This window comes from Roseovarius sp. MS2, from assembly GCF_051447875.1.
Classification (GTDB): Bacteria; Pseudomonadota; Alphaproteobacteria; order Rhodobacterales; family Rhodobacteraceae; genus Roseovarius; species Roseovarius mucosus_A.
Window position 1 is genome coordinate 3,783,739 of record NZ_JBKHVF010000001.1, and the last position, 17,789, is coordinate 3,801,527.

Below are 17,789 nucleotides of genomic sequence, written 5' to 3' on the forward strand. Positions count from 1 at the left end.
TCCTTGCGACTAAATGTCTTGGACAGCTGCGGCATAAATGTCGTGGCAACATATCAACGGCAGAACAAAAGTGGGCCAAAGGCAGCGGAAAATGTTGCCACTTTTGGGCGTGCGAGATTGCGGCATAAGCGTGCGCCACCATCCGGGCGACCGCTCTTATCACAGAGCTGGTGGTTGCCCGGATGCTTTGGCCTGTCAGGGCAAATCTGTGCTAATTGAGGTTTAGGTTTTGGGCGTTGCCTGACGCGCTTTATTTTGCCCAGGTGTCCGGTCGAAAAAGGGGCCAGTTCAGCCGGGCAGAATAAGTTCATGATATTTTTTTTCCTATGCGCAGTGCTTTCACCTCAAAGACATTCGTTCAGAGCCTTGCGAAGCATGATAATAGTTGAAAAGCTCGACATCATGCGCGGTCATATCCCTGACGCGTAGGAGATGCTTTGCTAACGTGATAAGCTGTGCCTTGTGCTCTTTCATCAGAGCAAGAGCGTTTCGTTCAGCTTCCATCAGATGCTGTTCTGCACGCCGTCTCACATACCCGGGTACGCTCCAGATATTTGTTGCAGCTTCTCCGTCCCAAAGCAGGCCTGTTTCCCCAAAGCCCCATTGTCGCTCTATGAACATTGCGACAGAAGTAGCTTTCGCCAAATCACTTTTCTCACCAATACCAGCGCCCGAGCTCGGTGCCCCAAGCACACATATTTCTGCCGCCCTTCCCGCCAAGAGGACGACCAATCGTTCTCGAGCTTTACAGGGCGTCAGGAAGTTAAACGGTTCGTGCTCAACTTTTCCCCCCTCGCCGGTCAGACACACACGTTTTGGCAAGGGCCATCCGAGCTGTGTCATGGCGACCACATGTCCAGCTTCGTGTATTGCCGTCCGACGCAGAATTTCCTGGTCCAATTTGGGCACAATCTGGTCTGCTGCGCTTTCGAGGTGGTTTTGTCGAATGGTCGTTCGGTCCTCCCGTGCGCGTCCCAAAGCATCACGAACGATTGCCTCCGCCACGGCTCCGGACTGCCCCAGTAGTCTGGCGGCAAGATTGGCGAGATCGAGCCTTATGGCAGTCTCGGATCCGAGTTTTGCCGTCAGAATTGCCTCAAGCCCCTTCTTGTCAGGGAGCGGCAGATGCAGCTTGAGATCGAATCGACCGCTGCGAATGACTGCGGGATCGACAGATTCTAGCGAGTTTGTCGCCCCAAGCAGAACCAGCCCCTCAACATCTTTCGCTCGGTTGATCTGTTCGAGCAAGCCGTTGACGACACCGCGCATGTAACTTGAGTTGTACTCCGGTGTGTCTCGTTGCGTGAAGCTGTCCAACTCGTCGATGAACAACACAGCCGGTGCGGCCTCTTTCGCCGTGGCAAAGGCTTCGTCCAAGGCGCGCAGCATATCGCCTTGGTGGCCGTGCTTCTGGCAATCCGCGTAAGAGGTGGAGATAATTGGGATACCAGCTGAGCCCGCAAAGGCGTTCGCGAGCGTTGTTTTTCCGGTCCCCGGCGGGCCATAGAGTACGGCGCTTGACGTCACTTCAGCCCACGCAAGGTCCCCCGTTCGCCACGCGTTCAGATCATTGAGCACTCGGTTCAGATAGGTTCGCACCTCGCCCACGCCATGCACCGCATCGAGGGTCAGGTCTGGCTGCCCTTGCGTCATTTTCCGGGCGATTTCAGCGAGCCGATCTGCGACGTTCAACGTTGTTGATGCTGCGAAGGCTGCATCAATCTGGGCTGGCGTCACCCTTTTCAGAAGCGGCTCAGACGGCAACCTATTGCGAATGTCGGTCTCCGCAAGCTGTCCAGTTGTGCTGTGAGTCAAACGCAGGGTCTCGATCACGATATCCGATGTGGGCCCTCGCCAGTCGACCCGGCGCGTAACCAGTGCGCGCGTTGCAGCGGATAGCTGAGTTTCCGCCGTCGTTACGAGCAGAACGGAGGCCCCCAGGGACATGCTGCGTTCGATCTTTGCGTCCAACGGACCACGCTTTTGCCGCGCGGACTTGCCTGCTGTCCCTGCATCCGTGCCGACAGCGATGCTCTCGATCTGTGCCGTGTCGGAAGACGGCAGCAGACCGCGCCAATATATAGTGACGTTTGGTAGGATCTGTTCCATCACGTGCAGGAAGGTCAGGGAATGACAGCAAAAGTGCGTGATCTGCCCCGGGCTGAAAAGAGCTTGGAGGTGATCCTCGCTGTCAACCATCTGCGCCATGGCAAAAGCCGAGACGATGAGTGACGGCGGTGGGTTGCCTCTGCGCCATGAACGATCTTCATCCGGGGATGATCGGGCCCAAGGATCCACGCCATCCCGGATAAAGGCCGCGATTTCGGCGGCCCCCATACTGTCGGCCATCGGCGATCGCGGCCCAACTTCTGACATCTGACGGGAAGGTGATGGCGCATCAATCACGACGCCTTCATCGAAATCCGGGGCGTCTGGCTCGTCATAGTCTTCGCGGATTTCGATAGTTCCGTTCCAGATCGCGCTGAAGAGACTGCGGACCGTGGTGCTGGCGAGCGCAGAGGCAAAATCACTCGCGCTCGCGGTCTCGAAGATTGGTTGTGGGCTCATCGGCAACCTCCTCCAACCAAAATCGGCAACAGGCTGGAACCGGCGACTTTACCTACTGCAAAGCCCAACTCGCCAACAGCACGATCAAGGCTGGCGCAGGGATCCGCGCGCAAAGTTTCAATTTCGGAGATTGCAATCCTCTGCGACCCCTGCCGGTCCGCAGAGAACTTAACTGCGTTTTCGGACAATGCGACCAGCGCCACGAGATCGAAGTCGCTTTCCTGATAGCGTTTAACCCCCGCTGGGGAACGGTGGTAGCCTTTGGTCAAACTATAGTGAAAGTATCCGTCACGGGCCCGACAGCACGTCTTGATCTGCAGCCGCAAGTCTGCGGCTGGATGATAGACGATTCGATCTGCTGGCAGCATTTCAGGCAACTGCGATGTGTAGATACCAAAGCGCAATAAAATACTGTCGACCAGATACTCACCTGCGAGGCCAAACCATTTTGCGTTTCGGGTCATAGTGTCCCGCGACAGGTTCGGGAAATCGCGGATATCGTGGGTGGGGGTGCTGTCGATTTGAGACGCGCACAGCGTTTCAAATCCGCTCAATAGCGGTTGTTTACTCATGCTTTATTCCTTTTTGAGTTATGAGTTGAGCCGGACGGCGCTGGCGCGCCGACGGAAAAAATGACATTTCTGAAAATTCTGAAAATCAGGCAGCAAGGGGCAAGCGACGCGTCGACTTATCGTCGCAAGAACGAGCGGAGGCATGTTCAAGCATTTGCTCAATGCCGTCGCGCGCTTCACCTGCGAGGTCACGCACCGCCGGTGAAATGTCTTTATCCGCTTTTTGCATGTACCGCACCGCATGGGCCCGGGAAGCCTCGAGCACCTTCATGCAGTCGGCAGTGACGGCACATGACATGAGGACAGCCATACGATGCAGCAGCTTTTCATTTGCAGAGCGCGGTTTAAGGGCTGCGATCACATCGGCCTGAAGTGCGACCAGTTTCCAGGCCGCGTCGACTTCTGCACAATACGGCTGGTGGCAAATCATATGCCAACCTGCATTTGCAGCGAGTTCTTCTTCTTCAAGCGCGAGCAGCACCCGAAGCATCAGTTCGCAAAAGTGATCGAACAAATTGTCTTCTTGTTTTGCTGCGGCTTTCGCCGTCAGCGTGTGAGTGGTAGTAAAATTATTAGACATGATGATCTCCTTCATAGATCTTTGTGTTTAGAGCGAGGTAAGAGCGGCAACTCTTGTCTCGCTTGATATATTATGATATTATTTAATATATGTCAACGGGAAAATGGATATACTTGAAATGACACAACGTGGACGCCCCAAAACCGATTCTTCGGCAATTTTGGTTCGCCTAAATGGAAGTATGCTTGAAGCAATTGATGCAGAATGTGAAAAGCGTGCTGACCGGCCTTCAAGGCCTGAAATGATCCGCCGAATCCTTGCCGATTGGCTTGAGCAGAAGTCGCAATCCCAAAGATAGAAACGTTGCACCAATTGTTGAAACCAAGGGCAACATGTATTTGGAGCGAATATTTCCCCTTGCCTGAATATTCGCACGGCTCCCAAGGGCTTAGAAGCCAGATACTGCCCCTTGGCCCTTCGCGGATCATCTGTCCGCCCGCTTAGCGGTGACAACATGCCTTTGTCTGTCCTGCATCTGCGTTCTCCCGCTCGCAATTTGGCGGTCCGCAGGCAGGTGGCTTCAATGTCAGCGCAAGGCGGCGGATCAATTTTTCCTTTGAACTGGCGCGATCACGCCAGTTCCGAAGTTCCCGATTTGCCTTTTGCTAGGCGCGGCCTGTCAGGCGCACCTAGATGTGGACAGCGTTCTGGTCTGCGCACCGGGCTGAGCGCCGACACCTGAGTGATCTGCTCCGCCCTGTTGCCCGCCAGACCTCGAGAGGTGTTCGCACTGCCGTAATTTGATTGTGTGCGGGTACTTTGATGCCCAAGCATAACCGCGATTTTCTCAGTGCTCCACCGGCCTCCCCCAGATCGGAGGTCAGACGATAAGGCGTGCCGAAATACGTACGGCGACAATCTTTGCTGTAGACGCGGAAACGCTATCCGGCCAAGCCTCTCAGTCAGTTTGCCGAGCCTGTTCGTCACGCGACGCTGTCGCTCGGTCGGCATGAGTTGCATCCCAGTTTGGCTGTGAAACGGTGCAGCTAGCTTGATGAGCATTTGACCGCCGGAGTGATCTGAGACATGCGTAAAGAGCCAGTGTGCTTCAGGAGTTTGACAGCAAATCTCGATCTTACGCAGATCTTGCCCTTTTCCATGTCCCCCGGCATCATCCTCGGCGAGTTTTGCGCCGGAAATCTCAAATGCGAGGTGATCCAGGTCACCCCGCTCAAAAGCCATGATGAAAACGCCCAGGTCATCGGAAAGCTCGGACGGGCGGCATCCCGTGAGCATGAGCACCGCTATCGCCGCTCGCGCTTTATCATCTATATATCGATCTGGCAGTACCGCCCTAGCCCACAGGTGACTGCGCCAGTCGTATCCCGGGCTCTCCTTGGCGCGGCGTCGTTGATGTTGATTGAGCGCGTAGAGTGTTTGTTTCTTTGAGTTTTCTGTCCGAGGTTTCGGCGATCTATCTTGGCCGTTGTTTGAAGCCTGCCGAATCGCAGTGTGCTCAGGATCTGGCCGCACTTGAAACAAGAACGCGACAGCGCCCCTAAACATCTTGAGCTCAGCACGCGAAATTAAATGAGTGGCCGATTTGATTTGACACCACGTCTCTTCATCAAGATGACGAACAAGCACCCCGTGAGCCTCGGTGTCGGTGGTCTTCGCAAGCATGTGCCGCCAGTACCCAGGGGCAAGTTCGAGGACCGTTTGGGCTGCTAACCGCACAAGCGCTGAGCGATAACTTTGACGACTGTTTGCGCCTGCCCAGCCGCCATGCTCGGTCCAAGATAGATAGGCCGCAAAGGGATCCCGGGAGGGATGCTTGCGAGCCAACGCTGCCGCCCGCTGCTCGTATTTTTGCCAAGTCCCCGAGTGATAAAGCTCTGAAATCGAATACTTTACGTTCGAAATAAGGGCCAGGTGATAGGCTTCTATACTCTTCTGGAGAAAATCGGTTTCGAACCGGTCATAATCAGATACCTTTTGCAAGTCTGTGAATCGTTCTTCCATTTTCCTCTCGCAAAAGCTGCCTTCAAAATATGTCATTTTAGAAATCCCCTTGTTGTAAAAATTCGTGTGCGAATACCTCCTGCGACCAGCGGGTTCGAAATTGAACATCCCAGAAGCCTCCGTAGTGTTCCCCCTCTCCGTCCCGGGGAGGATGGTTATAAGCAGCCATTGACCAGTCATGAATTTGAACTGTCACGCGAGCGCCAAAGATGGCGGCGCAGTAATGAAAGCCCAGAACCCAGTCCCAAAAATATAAAGAATAGTAACAGATTTGTTGAAACATAAGCGCACCCCTAAGCCCCAACTGAACCGTCACGCCGGACCACTCGGAGGTGGCAAAAATGAGTTTTGCTTTTCCCACCGTAGGGTGCAGAAAACACATTGATGATCATGCGGGCGTCTTGCAGCTCGACGATCCCGTGGAACCATTCGTCGCTTTCGGGCATTGCGATCAAATCAAACGACCGCTTCTCGAGCTTTAACGGCAGACCCTGCAGCAACCCAAGGCGGCGGATATTGCCAGCCCTGTCGCGGGAACTCCATAATTTGACAAAAAGGCTCCGCTGAAATCCATCGAGCTTGATCTCTGCAAGCCATGCAGGTCGGTCGTGCCCCTCGATTTTCTGAAACACCGCAGCGTAATCAGATTTTCGAAGCCCCGCGAGGGCGTATTCTGTGAACTGCGCCCTAAGTTTGGTGCCGTGGCCCACATGTTGCTTGCGTGCAAAATTCCTATGTTCGTCCATAACTTTCTCCTGTTAATAAAAGTTACTTATGGCAGGAGCCTTATGGAAAATTAAAAATTGGAGTGATTTAGCGTTTCATTGCTTCTAGGCGTCGGAACTGGTTGGGCTAGAGTGGTCAGATGTCGGGAAAGTGCATGAGGTGCGGGTCCTGCAATTGTCACAGTCTAAAACCGGCCAGACAAACAAAGGCTGAAACATCGACGTCCCCATTGGTCATAAACCCATGCTGTCCAGTTGCCGCGCTGGCTGAGTTTCAGAAACCCAACTATTGCGAATGCGGCACGATCTTCCGCCTATTAGATTGCCACGGCGATTGCCAGCATCAAAGCCTGCGGGCCGATGGCGTTTCCACCATCCTGCAAGACCGCTTCACCGGAGCGGCGATCGAACCTGAATGGCACACTGGCCATTCCCTGCGGGCAATCCTTGCAAACAATAAGATCAAGGCCGGGGTTTGCCGACCCAAAAGGTAAGAGCACAGACTATATATGCCTCAGATCTGTCACGCGTCAGGTATGTACGGGATGAGACGACGTTCAACGACAGGGCTGCCGAGGCGCTGTTTTAGGCGATGTTACATTGCATTTATGGGCGAGGTTCGCGGAGCAATAGTGCCAAGGATCGGCGTAAAGCCAAATGAAAATGCGCTGGTGCATCAAAAAGAAGCCACGGAGTGCAGTCTTAACGCTTTGTTAGCAAACACAACCCTAACAATTAAAAGAAAGATAAAATTCTACTTTTAGATTCTGGGGGAAACATGGACAAGCTGGACGCGCACGTTTGGGTTTTGGATACCGTTTTGGACATGATCATCTACGCGGGGGTGAATGGGCTCCACCGGTCCAGTGAGGCTCTTCTTGCAATTTATCCAGAGCTTGAGCAAGAAGTGGAAGCGATGAAACCGAAGAATGTAGTTCGGTTCCCAACCCGTCAATTGCGTTGAGCATGGGTGTCCTGATCCGTGAATGCTTGGAGACGTCTTGTTTTTTGGTGTGCGCCAGATTGGGACATTAGGGATGGAGTTTTCGGCTTGGTAGCCATGTTGAATCAAAACCTTCCCGCCTTGTGCCACTTCACAAGAAGATGAAATCGTAATGCGACAGGCTGGCTGCCGTCACATCATCGAGCAGGATCTCATGGCCCGCATGGCGCAGGAGCGCGCCTTCGTCCGTATCCTGAATGGTGAGCGCTAGAAAGCGCCCGTTCAACCCCTGCCCCTCGATCCCAGCCAATCGCAGGTGATCCTCCCCGACCTGAAAATCAACAATCACGTCGCGCTCACCTGCAGTAAATTCGTTGAATATGAAGACGTCAGCCCCCTCTCTGCCGATCAGACGGTCATTACCTAGGCCGCCATTTAGGGTGTCGTCGCCCGTGCCGCCATCCAACAGGTCCTCGCGCCCGCCGCCGGCCAGAAAATCATCCCCGGCACCGCCTGTAACGATATCGTCGCCCTCTCCTCCACCAAGTTCATCATTGCCCTCTCCTCCTTCAAGAATATCACGCCCCGGCCCGCCTCCGATGCGGTCATTGCCGTTTCCGCCACGCAACGTGTCATGGCCGAAGCTGCCTGCAAGCCGGTCATTGCCCTCGCCTCCTGCGAGCAGGTCGTTGCCTTCCCCACCACTCAACACATCCGCACCGTTACCGCCAAAAAGGATGTCATTGCCGCCGCCGCCGCCAATTGTATCATTCCCGGCCTGCCCCTCAAGATGATCAGCCCCTAACCCGCCACCAAGATTATCATCCCCCTCCCCCCCCTCGATCAGATCATCTCCATCTCCCCCGGCCAGACGGTCGTTGCCCGAGTGGCCGAGTAGCGTGTCAGCACCAGTGTTGCCCGCAAGCGCGTCTGCTCCGGTTCCACCCTCAAGCAGGTCATCTTCTGTGCCGCCCACCTGCAAAACCGATGCGGCCCCAGGCATAATGGGTGTCGGCGGATGGAGTGATGCTGCAGGCGGCGAAACAGAAGGCGCAAGGGTGTTGTTTTCAACAGAACCAATGTGCTCGTCATCGGCATTAAGAATGAAGTTGTCGACGGAAAGTGACTCTCCTTCGCCCCGGCTCAAGTTGTCAATGAAGAAGAAACTGCCGACGGCGTCCTGAACAAAGGTCTGACCATCAATCCAGGAAATGATGATTTCTGAGAAGGCTTCTAACTGCCAGCGCGACAGATCGATCCTATCTACACCAATGGTGAAATCCGCGATGATATCACTGCTCATCGATGCGGGGTCGATTACGAAGATATCTGCGCCGTCACCCCCAATAAGCGTGTCGGCCCCCTCACCACCGTGCAGCACATCATCGGCGCTCCCTCCGGACAGGTAATCTGCCTGGTCGCCACCGCGCAGAGTGTCATGCCCATCCCCACCAAAAAGGTGATCGAACCCGCGCCCCCCAATCAAGAGATCATCGCCCACCTCCCCGACCAGCGTATCATTGCCGTCCTCCCCGCTCACGGTATCGTCACCCCAGACACCACTGAGATGATTGTTTCCGGAGTTGCCTAGAAGAGTATTATCCGCCGCATTGCCGATTCCGGTGAGATCATCAGAGCCGACAAAGTGCAGGTTCTCGATGTCCCGTCCAGCCGAAGCATGGCGGAGCACAAAGTCAACGGAACTTTGTACAGTGTCATTTCCCAAGCCGGCGTCAAACACTTGATCCTCACGATGATTTATGCGGAAGAGATCATCACCATCCGTACCCTGGAATGCGTCAACAACGCTCCGGTCCAGCGTGACACGGATAACCTCGAAATCATGGTGGAAGGAGAGGTCCAGGCGGGACCCGCTTCCGGTCACGCTCAAAGGGACATCTGCCTCATGGGCCATTTGCCCAATATGACCGATCCGTTCGTCAGTGCGGGGATGTAAGAATTGATTATCATCGTCCCAAAGCCTTGAGATACTGACAGTCTCGAAGGCCTCATCAAATTGGAGGGAATACTCAAGCGTCTCGGCCGCGAAATCCTTCGCGACCAAAAAGATGACAACCAGATCTTCGTTCTCGAACACATAGGAATTGACGCTATCATCGACGCGCAGAAACTCGTCCACGATCCGCCCATCTTGCCAGACAGAGTCGACCGGCGAGGTATTGTTTTGAAACCCATCATGGACAGCCAGTCCCGGTAGGCTCTCCACCATCATCCCGTAGAGTTGCCCGCCTAGAAAAACCTCGCTCCGAAATCCCAATGATCCATCCGTGCCAAAGCCCAGACCGAAGATGGTGCCATGATCCATGCCATTGGCAAGTAAGGCGGTCGTGAGCTGGAGAATGCTGGTGAGGCTGGGGGCATGGAATTCAATATCGTCGTCACCCTGTGCTGCAGGCGCAAGATGTCCCCCGACCAGCCCAAGGTCACGGCCTGCAGCACTTTCCCATTGATCGATCACCGTCTCAAGCGTGACCCCGCCCACAGGTGTCCAGAGGCCGCGTTCGATTCCCCAGAAGTTTGGCACATAGCGGTGGAAGATGACCGAATCCACCGCATCCAGCGCGCCGATGTCCTGCAAAGCCGTGATGAAGTCCTGATTGTCCGCGTGTTCGCCCCAGCCGCCGTTGATGTCGCCGTTGGCATCGAACCCCCGGCTGGGATCGTCATCTCTGGAAAAGGAACGCCCGAGTTGCACAGCAATATTGATGTCATAGCCCGTCGGGTTCAGGGTCGGATCGCGCAGCACTTTGTCAAGCTCATCCACCATGGCGGCAAAGACCTCGCCCGCCGTTCTCGCAATATCGATGCCGGGTCTTGAGAAGTGTTCGCGCCAAAGGTTAGCCACGGAATAGTATTCAGTTCCAACCTCAAGGATGAACTCCTTGGGCAAATCACCAAACTCACCGTTCAAGAGGCGGGTTGCAAAGACGCGAATGTCGTTGCGCGCCTGCTCCAAGGCCGATACCGGGTCGTCGAAGGCCACATCGATGTAACGCACCGTGGGCGCGATCATTGCGAAACTGGCATTATGCTCGACCGCGAATTGCATCATCTCCCGAATGCCTTCGCGCGGAACCGGATCATCAGAATAGCCATTTGAGACATTGCGGTCCCAGTCGACAATGTTTTCGAAGGTCAGGTCAAATACGACTTCGCGGGATCCATCCGGGCTTTCGTCTGTATTGATCCCCTCTTCGACGGGCAGCCCACCAGCCCAACGTACATGATCAAATCCCACTTGCTGCTGTCTGTTCTCGAACCCGGAAAAGAACTCCCAGCCCAGAAATTCTGCACCAAGCGCTGAAGAGGAAATCTGCCGTCCTTCATTTGCGAAGTTTTCCGAACCAAGCGCGATAGACAGGTTATTTCTCATGAAACGCTCCCACAGCTCACAAATGCCCATCGGGCAACTCAGAGAGAGGAGCAGGTCCTTGAGATGACCGCTTTGGTCCTTCAGGCGTCCCTGAAATCTCGGTCATTCTCAATTTTTGCAGTCGACGACCCGAAGTGCTGATGCCTCAGCCCTTCGGTTACTCATCTCTCACCCGAGATAGAGACTGCCAAAACAGGATTTATCTTATCTTAATGTTTACAAAGGAAATATTTAGGATTTTAATCTTCATGTGCCCCCAGGCTGCGCGGCTCTCGGTCTGATTGCGCTACTAAGTCCAAAAGCCACACATGAAAGTGGTTTAAGAGTGCAAATTATTGATATAATTTATTTATTCTTAATACTCTTTGGACCAAATGAAAGTATTGAGGCACCTAGTTTGTGTGAGTGAGCCACTAAACTTATCAAACCACCGAAACTGAGAAACAAGGATGTGGGGCAGAACCCACATCCTGGCTTCTACAGCCGGGATTGCCAATTTGTTTGCCCGCCGGCTTTTGCATAGGCAACCGGGATGATGATACCCTGCACGATGGCTGACCCGAAAGGCTACCGTTTTTTTCGCGAAGTCGTCGCTTATTCGGTCTGGGCGTATCATCGCTTTGCGCTCAGCGTGGCGGATGTTGAGGATCTGTTGGTCGAACGCGGCGTGATGGTCAGCCGGGAAGCCGTCTGGAACTGAGTGAACCGGTTTGGCCGCCATTTCTCCGAGTGCATCAAGCGAGACAGGCCGGGCACCAATAACAAATGGCACCTGGATGAAGTCGTCGTTCCGACTAATGGCGTGAAGTTCTGGCCCTAGCGGGTAGTCGACGCGAACGGGAATGTGCTCGACATGCGTGTGCAAAAGCAACGTAATGCGAAGGCCGTGAGACGGTTCCTGAAAAGGCTGATCGACCGGTTTGGCGCGTCGTGGGTCGTAATCACCGACAAGCTGCCGAGCTACATCCGGCCGATCTGCAATCTTGGCCCGCACGCTAATCATAGGGCGCACAAGGGCCTCAACGGTCGGATCGAAGGATCTCATCGGCCGACCCGAAAGCGAGAGAATCTCATGGGGCGGTTCAATTCACCCGGACAGGCGCAGAGATTTTTGGCCGCCAATGACCAGATCAACACCATCTTCCGCCCCCACCGCTACCGTCTCACTGCCACTTCGTACCGCCACACCAGAGCCGATGCCTTCGACCTTTGGAACGACTAAGCTCTCGAGACGACCGCCTGACGTTCTCGGATCAGGCCGCGTTCGGACAGGTGAAAATAAGTTGGCAATACCCGTAACGAAGATCGGGGATAGATCTATCCTGCTAAAATGAAGTTCTGAGCGCCAGATGACGTGCATAATCCAGCCACGGCCGCAATCAACTACGAGGATCCCCATGTTTTTTCCATTCCCGAGGCGTAAACCCGGTCCACTTTCTGAAGGCGCGCTGGAAAGCGTTTGGGTCGCGATAACCTACTAAGTGTGCGATCTGCTGGTTGTTTAGGTCGCTCTTGACCAGATAGCGGATCGCCAGTTCCTTTCGCGTTGCGTCCAGCAATGACTGGAATGTGACTCTCTCGTCGCCAAGACGCCGGAGAAGTGTGCTTCGGCTGAGTTTTAAGCGCCCGCAAACATGGGCGATCGTGGGTTCGGTGACCGAGAACGCCTCCATCATCGTTGCGCGAACCCGTTCCGACAGCGGCAGGCCCCTAGACTGGATCATGGCCTGGCTTTTCAGATCCGCCTCTGTGGCCTCCCAAAGCTCGGGATTGTCGGAGATGAACGGCATGCGCGCATCGGCGCGGGCATAAGTCAGCGTTGCGCCGCCATGCTCTGGGACTTGGCCGAAGGTCTCGGCCAGACGCTCGCGCTCGTCCTGCGGCAGCGGCAGGCACACCCGAAGCGGGCGGATCGAATGACGCGTCAGCGCATTGGCCTGAGCATGAAGATAGATGATCTGGGGACTGCTGAACGATCCGGGCAAAGGGGCGGTGGCCACGTCCGAGATGACACGCACGGTGAACTCGGACGGGCTGCGCGACACGACGAATTGCATCGGTCCGAACAGGCTCTTGAATTGGGCCATGCGCGTGATGCCGGTCTCGAAATCCGGAGCGGTGGACAGCGCGAAAAGAATCGGGATCGCCGGGCCGCCCGCCATCCGCAATCCGAGAAGCTTTGAGACGTCCTGCTGCCCCGAGAGATCCATCATAGCATTCCAGAGGCGCAGGTATTCGTCTGCGGTCGCCAGAAAGGCCCGGTCCTTGCGCGCGGTCGCCTCGATGCCTGCACGGGTCAGAACCGCGTCCCAGCCGACGCAAAGCATCCCGCAGATCGGGCCCGACAGGACGGCGGATGTGTAGATCGGGGATCGCTCTTGCGACTGCATTCGGGAGGCCTTTCGCGCGGGAATGCCGCTCATTCCACTAGAACCGCTCGTCCCGTCCCGCGCAACAGCCATGAGCCATGAGCCATGAGCCATGAGCCATGAGCCATGAGCCATGAGCCATGAGCCATGAGCCATGAGCCATGAGCCATGAGCCATGAGCCATGAGCCATGAGCCATGAGCCATGAGCCAATCTGCAAGTTATTGATACGATCTGCAAGTCCCAAACGGTGGTAGACGACCGTCCTCAAAGCCTAGCTTTGCCGTGACACTATCGCTTGGAGAGACCGGCTTGGACCTGACATCGAAGATCGTACTCGTCACCGGCGGCGGTTCGGGTATCGGCCTTGAACTGACCCGGCAGCTTGTAGCGCTCGGCAACACGGTCATCATCTGCGGTCGCGAAGCGGGCAAGCTTGCCGAGGCCGCGCGCCTGACCGGGGCGCAGGCGATCCCGGGGGATGTGACGGTTGCGGAGGATCAGGAGCGGATCCTGTCGGAAATCAAGGCGCAGCATAGCCGCCTCGATCTGCTGATCAACAATGCCGGCATCTTCCTGGCCTACGACTTCAAAATCGATCCAGACACGCTGCAAAAAATCGAGCGCGAGATCGCGATCAACGCGACGGCACCGCTGACCCTGACGCGGCGCGCCTTGCCGCTGCTGGAGCAGAGCGCGCAGCCCGGGGTGCTGTTCATCGGTTCGGGCATCGCCTTTGTCGCCTCGCCCGGAACGCCGGTTTATTCCGGGACCAAGGCGCTGATCCACCACTGCGCGCAGACCCTGCGCCACCAGTTGCAACCTCACGGGATCACGGTGTTCGAGGCCATGCCCCCCGTCGTCGACACCGACATGGCCAAGGTTCTGAAGTCCAGCAATTTCAAGCTGATGAAGCCCGAGGACCTAGTGCGCGAGATCCTCGACGGCATGCGCCGCAGCCAGACCGAGATGCTGCTGGGCCAATCGCGCCAGATCAAGTGGATGAGCCGGATCGCTCCCGCCTTCCTGTTCCGCCAGTTCGCAAAGACCGAGTTTCATTGACCTCCAAAGACAGGGCGACCCTAATGCCATCTGATACCTACCGCGCCCGCGTCAACGCGCTGGCGGTCATCACCTCGGCCGCCTTCTTCGGCGCCAATCTCTTTATCGGGCTGTCGATGGGGGTCTACTGGCTCAGTCTCTCGCCTGCTGATTTTGTCGCGCAATTCTTTCCCCAGTTCAGCAATTTCCTCTACACGATCATGCCACTGTTCCTGCTGATGCCGGTGGGCCTGATCCTGTCGGCCCGGCTCGATTGGGATAGCGCCCTGGCACGGCGGAACTGGGTGATCGCGCTGTGGTTTTACCTGGCCGTATCGCTGATCACGATTTTCTTCCACATGCCGCTCAACGTGCGACTTGCGGCGGCGATCGGGTCGCCTGTGGGGGACGCGCTGGATTTCTACAAGAGCATCGCCCTTGTCGGTAACGTGACAGAGGAGAACGCGGGCACAATCCGCGCCACTTGGCTGCTTGGTCACATCCCCCGCGTCCTGATCACCCTTGCAACTCCCGTCTATGTGCTGCGCGCGATGGGCGCGCGATCAGCTTAGGCCTACCCCCCTACAACAAGGAACGAAACTCCATGAACAACACCCCAACGATCCGCAATCTTATGACTCGCGCTGCGCTTGCCCTGACGCTCGCCACCGCAGCGCACGCGCAGGACCCGCAAGTGCCAGAAGCAAGCATCCGCGTTCCCGCCGATCAGGTCGCCTTCGCCCCGTTTCCCGCCCCCGGCGTTCAGAGCGTCGCGCTCTATGGTGGGGTCGGGACAGGGCAGCCCACGGCCATGACATCGCTGCTTGATCCCGAAACTTACGAAGTGCTGCCGCATACCCACGAACATGGATACTGGGCTATGGTCGTGAAGGGGCGGATGCAGCACTGGGAATTGTCCGAGCCGGACCGTGGGCCGGACCTCTTGCCCGGCTCCTACTGGTTCCAGCCCGGCGGCGTGCCTCATGCCGAGGATTGTCTGGGGCCGGAAATCTGCCAAGTCTTCGTCGTCTTCGACGAGCCTGCAGATTTCACGCCGGTTCAGTAAGCCAAAGCCGATAGCAGGGGGTTCCTCATGAAACCAGCTACCCGATGGGCCATCGCCACACTGATGGGCATTACGATCTTTCGCGCGCAAACCATCCTGTTCCTGCCGCAGGTGCAGATGTTCGGCGGCCCCGCGCCCGACGGCTGGTTCGGCCCCTGGCTCAGCGACACGATCATCGGCTTTGCCGTGCCAATGATGCTCTACCTGTTCTGGACCCGGCGCGGCATGGCGGTCTGGGGCGCACTCGTCGCCTACAACGCCGTTGGGGCGTTCGACTATTCGCAAGGCCTGATAACGCAAATAATCAGCCCCATGCCGGTCGAAATGGCCTCGGCCGCAACGGTCTATGTTGGGATTGGCCTGTTCATGTTCGCGCAGATCGTAGCGCTCGGGCTGCTGTTCAGCCGCGAGGTCATCACGGAATTCAAGGTCTGGGAATGATGCGCGATCACCCGCTTTCGCGCTTTGGGGCCACGCTGGCGGTCGACGGCATTTCCATAGAAAGCTCCGCGAAGGCTATTCATTCACTCTCGCCCGATGCGGATGGACGGTTGTCCACCTGCCGGAACGCCAACGGCGAAAGGCCCGTCCATCTGCGGAAGCTTCTCGAAAAGCTGTTGGCATCGCGGTAGGCGAGCACGCTTGCGATCTCGTCGGCTCGCAGGGTAGTCTTGGTCAGATACCGGATCGCCATATCGCGCCGCATGACGTCGAGGACCGCCTGATACGACGTACCTTCCTCGCGCAATCGCCGCTGGAGTGTGCTGCGGCTGATCCGGGAGTGGGCAAAACTTGGGGGTGTCTGTGTATGTTGGTGGTTCATTGAGAAGGGAACTGCCATGGAAGTGCGTAGAATAGTCGAGACGACCCTTGAGAACGGAACAACAAAGAGGCATCATCTCGGCCGTTTGTTCGGCCCGTTTCGACGCACGCAGCCTGAGGGGTTCGGGTTGTTGCTCGAAGATGCAAAGAAAATCCTCGGGCAATTGCAGAAGAAAGCGATCCTGCTCGACCAAATCGAGGAGGTCGAGGAGATTTCTCAAGCAAGCAGGATCTGTCCCGACTGCGACGGGGTCCGGGCCATGCATTATTATCGGTCTCGGGTGCTCGACACGCTCTTCACCAGGTTCGAGGTCAAGGTGCCGCGCATTCGCCGCTGTGCCTGCAATGCAAAATCCGATGTTGCGTTGGGCGGACCGCTTTCGCCTCTGGTGCACTTTTTTCCGGATCGATCGACCTCGGAACTGCGACGCCTTCAAGCCGAATTTGCGGCGCGTCATTCCTTCCGGGAAGCGGCGCGTATCCTGGATACCTTTCTGCCTTGCGCGAAGCAGGTGCACACATCGGTGCGCAATCGACTGGGTAAAGTTGCCCGGGAGATCTGCGACAGCGAGCAAACTGAGCCGCTGGTTCCTTAAGCCGCCGAAGAGGCGCCTGCGCTGACGGTTTTCCTGGACGGTGCGCATATCCGATGCAGGCCGGAATACCAGAAGCGACTCCTCGATGTTGTGGTCGGCAAGATTGAAAACCACGATAGGTGCCGTCGCTTCGGCTTGGTGCAACAGGCGGTCCTTTCACCTTCTAGTCAGCTTCGCCAGGACTTGAGGGCTCTCGGGTGGGATCACGAACAAGCCGTCACGGTAATTTCGGACGGGGAACAAGCCCTGCCAAACCTCGTCCGCAGTGCCGTCGGTGGGAAGGTCTACCACATCCTCGACTGGTGGCATATCTTGATGCGTATTCAGCATGTCGAGAACGCCGTAAAGGGCCTGCTGCAGAGCAGGAGTTTCTCCGGCATTCCAGTGCTGTTCAAACGTCCGGCCGAAACGCTGCGATGGTACCTTTGGCATGGAAAAGTTCTTACGGCCACGACCAGTCTGCAATGGTTGATGGTCGATTGCGCGCGGCTGGTTACAGATGACCGCGTGGAGACTGAAGCGGCTCGGCGAGTGCAAGCTCGGTGCCGAGACCTCTATTCCTACCTTGCGAACAACATGGATAACCTGACTGACTATGGTCGGCGGTACCGCACGGGTCTTCCGATTTCTTCGTCCCGGGGCTGAGGGCTGCGTGGACGACATCGGCAACACCCGCGTGGGAAAGCGACGCCGCATGAGATGGTCACCCAAGGGAGCCCACCGTGTAGCTGTTGTACGCGCCGCCGTTCTCGACGGTCAGCTAACCGGAGCCTACCAAAGAGCAACCGCATGACCCCCAAGTTTTGCCCACTCCCCAAGCGGCCCTTCATCTTGATGTCGGTCTCGCCCATCCGCCGGGACCTGGCCGCTGTCCCCTTCCTCGCCTGGGCCCGATCGGCAATGAGCGGCGCGAACTTCACCACCCAGCGGTTTAGCGTGGCGTGGTCAACCGTAACGCCGCGCTCCGCCAGGATCTCCTCGAGGTCTCGGTAGGACACGGCGTAGCGGACATAGAAAAACACCGCATGCAAGATCGCCGACTTAGGATAATGTACGCCTAGGAATCGATCAGGCCACAAGCTCCCTTCCAACCATCTGACAACGCTGACAGATCAACCATCGTCATGGAACCGGTAAGTTTGCGACAGAACT

14 protein-coding genes and 3 pseudogenes are annotated in these 17,789 nt (G+C 56.4%); 8 read left to right on the forward strand and 9 right to left on the reverse strand.

The genetic code is table 11. The features are described 5' to 3' along the window. Positions 1-339: 339 nt before the first annotated feature. The 3 genes from ACLGGT_RS18510 to ACLGGT_RS18520 form a co-directional block, all read right to left on the reverse strand. A complete protein-coding gene (locus ACLGGT_RS18510) occupies positions 340-2,568 on the reverse strand; it encodes an AAA family ATPase (RefSeq protein ID WP_437197172.1) in 2,229 nt (742 codons plus the stop codon). Beyond that, positions 2,565-3,140, reverse strand: a complete 576-nt coding sequence (locus ACLGGT_RS18515) for a hypothetical protein (RefSeq protein WP_437197174.1) — start codon at positions 3,138-3,140, stop codon at positions 2,565-2,567. The genes ACLGGT_RS18510 and ACLGGT_RS18515 overlap by 4 nt, the downstream gene beginning before the upstream one ends. An 85-nt stretch (positions 3,141-3,225) precedes the next feature. Continuing rightward, positions 3,226-3,720 (reverse strand): hypothetical protein, encoded by a 495-nt coding sequence (locus ACLGGT_RS18520; RefSeq protein ID WP_437197175.1) that lies wholly within the window; start codon positions 3,718-3,720, stop codon positions 3,226-3,228. A 118-nt stretch (positions 3,721-3,838) separates the two neighbouring features. Here ACLGGT_RS18520 and ACLGGT_RS18525 point away from each other — a divergent pair, with 118 nt between their 5' ends. Further along, positions 3,839-4,018, forward strand: coding sequence for a ribbon-helix-helix protein, CopG family (locus ACLGGT_RS18525; RefSeq protein WP_151979537.1), 180 nt, complete (start codon positions 3,839-3,841; stop codon positions 4,016-4,018). 272 nt (positions 4,019-4,290) lie between these two features. On the opposite strand, the gene ACLGGT_RS18530 is transcribed toward ACLGGT_RS18525, so the two are convergent. Further along, the gene (locus ACLGGT_RS18530; protein ID WP_437197177.1) at positions 4,291-5,790 is read right to left on the reverse strand and encodes a hypothetical protein; all 1,500 of its coding nucleotides are present in this window, start codon (positions 5,788-5,790) and stop codon (positions 4,291-4,293) included. A 185-nt stretch (positions 5,791-5,975) separates the two neighbouring features. Beyond that, entirely contained in the window at positions 5,976-6,428 is a 453-nt protein-coding gene (locus tag ACLGGT_RS18535; protein ID WP_437197178.1) for a hypothetical protein, read from the reverse strand. A gap of 757 nt (positions 6,429-7,185) precedes the next feature. Here ACLGGT_RS18535 and ACLGGT_RS18540 point away from each other — a divergent pair. Continuing rightward, positions 7,186-7,371: a hypothetical protein gene (locus ACLGGT_RS18540; RefSeq protein WP_437197180.1), complete on the forward strand. Its 186-nt coding sequence runs from the start codon at positions 7,186-7,188 to the stop codon at positions 7,369-7,371. A 130-nt stretch (positions 7,372-7,501) separates the two neighbouring features. Here ACLGGT_RS18540 and ACLGGT_RS18545 read toward each other — a convergent pair whose 3' ends face one another. Next, positions 7,502-10,744 (reverse strand): calcium-binding protein, encoded by a 3,243-nt coding sequence (locus ACLGGT_RS18545; RefSeq protein WP_437197182.1) that lies wholly within the window; start codon positions 10,742-10,744, stop codon positions 7,502-7,504. Positions 10,745-11,276: 532 nt separating this feature from the next. On the opposite strand from ACLGGT_RS18545, the pseudogene ACLGGT_RS18550 reads away from it, so the two are divergent. Further along, positions 11,277-11,966, forward strand: a pseudogene (locus ACLGGT_RS18550) (IS6 family transposase). A gap of 157 nt (positions 11,967-12,123) precedes the next feature. Here the strand turns inward: ACLGGT_RS18550 and ACLGGT_RS18555 are convergent. Further along, positions 12,124-13,134 (reverse strand): helix-turn-helix domain-containing protein, encoded by a 1,011-nt coding sequence (locus ACLGGT_RS18555; protein ID WP_437197183.1) that lies wholly within the window; start codon positions 13,132-13,134, stop codon positions 12,124-12,126. Between the two features lie 290 nt (positions 13,135-13,424). Between ACLGGT_RS18555 and ACLGGT_RS18560 the strand changes: the two genes are divergently transcribed. The 4 genes from ACLGGT_RS18560 to ACLGGT_RS18575 are packed head-to-tail and all read left to right on the forward strand — an operon-like array spanning position 13,425 to position 15,660. Then, positions 13,425-14,174: an SDR family oxidoreductase gene (locus tag ACLGGT_RS18560; protein ID WP_437197185.1), complete on the forward strand. Its 750-nt coding sequence runs from the start codon at positions 13,425-13,427 to the stop codon at positions 14,172-14,174. Positions 14,175-14,197: 23 nt separating this feature from the next. Then, the gene (locus ACLGGT_RS18565; RefSeq protein ID WP_437197186.1) at positions 14,198-14,725 is read left to right on the forward strand and encodes an anthrone oxygenase family protein; all 528 of its coding nucleotides are present in this window, start codon (positions 14,198-14,200) and stop codon (positions 14,723-14,725) included. Positions 14,726-14,757: 32 nt separating this feature from the next. Continuing rightward, positions 14,758-15,219, forward strand: coding sequence for a hypothetical protein (locus ACLGGT_RS18570; RefSeq protein WP_437197187.1), 462 nt, complete (start codon positions 14,758-14,760; stop codon positions 15,217-15,219). A 27-nt stretch (positions 15,220-15,246) separates the two neighbouring features. Then, positions 15,247-15,660 (forward strand): hypothetical protein, encoded by a 414-nt coding sequence (locus tag ACLGGT_RS18575; RefSeq protein ID WP_437197190.1) that lies wholly within the window; start codon positions 15,247-15,249, stop codon positions 15,658-15,660. A gap of 79 nt (positions 15,661-15,739) precedes the next feature. Here the strand turns inward: ACLGGT_RS18575 and ACLGGT_RS18580 are convergent, their stop codons facing one another. Then, positions 15,740-16,060, reverse strand: coding sequence for a helix-turn-helix domain-containing protein (locus tag ACLGGT_RS18580; RefSeq protein ID WP_437197191.1), 321 nt, complete (start codon positions 16,058-16,060; stop codon positions 15,740-15,742). On the opposite strand from ACLGGT_RS18580, the pseudogene ACLGGT_RS18585 reads away from it, so the two are divergent. Beyond that, positions 16,059-17,430 (forward strand): annotated as a pseudogene (locus ACLGGT_RS18585) (ISKra4 family transposase). The gene ACLGGT_RS18580 and the pseudogene ACLGGT_RS18585 overlap by 2 nt on opposite strands. Before the next feature lie 25 nt (positions 17,431-17,455). Here ACLGGT_RS18585 and ACLGGT_RS18590 read toward each other — a convergent pair. Then, positions 17,456-17,716: pseudogene (locus ACLGGT_RS18590) on the reverse strand (IS6 family transposase); the annotation flags it as partial. Positions 17,717-17,789: the final 73 nt, after the last annotated feature.

Bases quoted from the DNA above. Each gene is read 5' to 3' on its own strand.
- ACLGGT_RS18510 (WP_437197172.1), bottom strand. From the start codon at position 2,568: ATGAGCCCACAACCAATCTTCGAGACCGCGAGCGCGAGTGATTTTGCC.
- ACLGGT_RS18515 (WP_437197174.1), bottom strand. From the start codon at position 3,140: ATGAGTAAACAACCGCTATTGAGCGGATTTGAAACGCTGTGCGCGTCT.
- ACLGGT_RS18520 (WP_437197175.1), bottom strand. From the start codon at position 3,720: ATGTCTAATAATTTTACTACCACTCACACGCTGACGGCGAAAGCCGCA.
- ACLGGT_RS18525 (WP_151979537.1), top strand. From the start codon at position 3,839: ATGACACAACGTGGACGCCCCAAAACCGATTCTTCGGCAATTTTGGTT.
- ACLGGT_RS18530 (WP_437197177.1), bottom strand. From the start codon at position 5,790: ATGTTCAATTTCGAACCCGCTGGTCGCAGGAGGTATTCGCACACGAAT.
- ACLGGT_RS18535 (WP_437197178.1), bottom strand. From the start codon at position 6,428: ATGGACGAACATAGGAATTTTGCACGCAAGCAACATGTGGGCCACGGC.
- ACLGGT_RS18540 (WP_437197180.1), top strand. From the start codon at position 7,186: ATGGACAAGCTGGACGCGCACGTTTGGGTTTTGGATACCGTTTTGGAC.
- ACLGGT_RS18545 (WP_437197182.1), bottom strand. From the start codon at position 10,744: ATGAGAAATAACCTGTCTATCGCGCTTGGTTCGGAAAACTTCGCAAAT.
- ACLGGT_RS18555 (WP_437197183.1), bottom strand. From the start codon at position 13,134: ATGCAGTCGCAAGAGCGATCCCCGATCTACACATCCGCCGTCCTGTCG.
- ACLGGT_RS18565 (WP_437197186.1), top strand. From the start codon at position 14,198: ATGCCATCTGATACCTACCGCGCCCGCGTCAACGCGCTGGCGGTCATC.
- ACLGGT_RS18570 (WP_437197187.1), top strand. From the start codon at position 14,758: ATGAACAACACCCCAACGATCCGCAATCTTATGACTCGCGCTGCGCTT.
- ACLGGT_RS18575 (WP_437197190.1), top strand. From the start codon at position 15,247: ATGAAACCAGCTACCCGATGGGCCATCGCCACACTGATGGGCATTACG.
- ACLGGT_RS18580 (WP_437197191.1), bottom strand. From the start codon at position 16,060: ATGGCAGTTCCCTTCTCAATGAACCACCAACATACACAGACACCCCCA.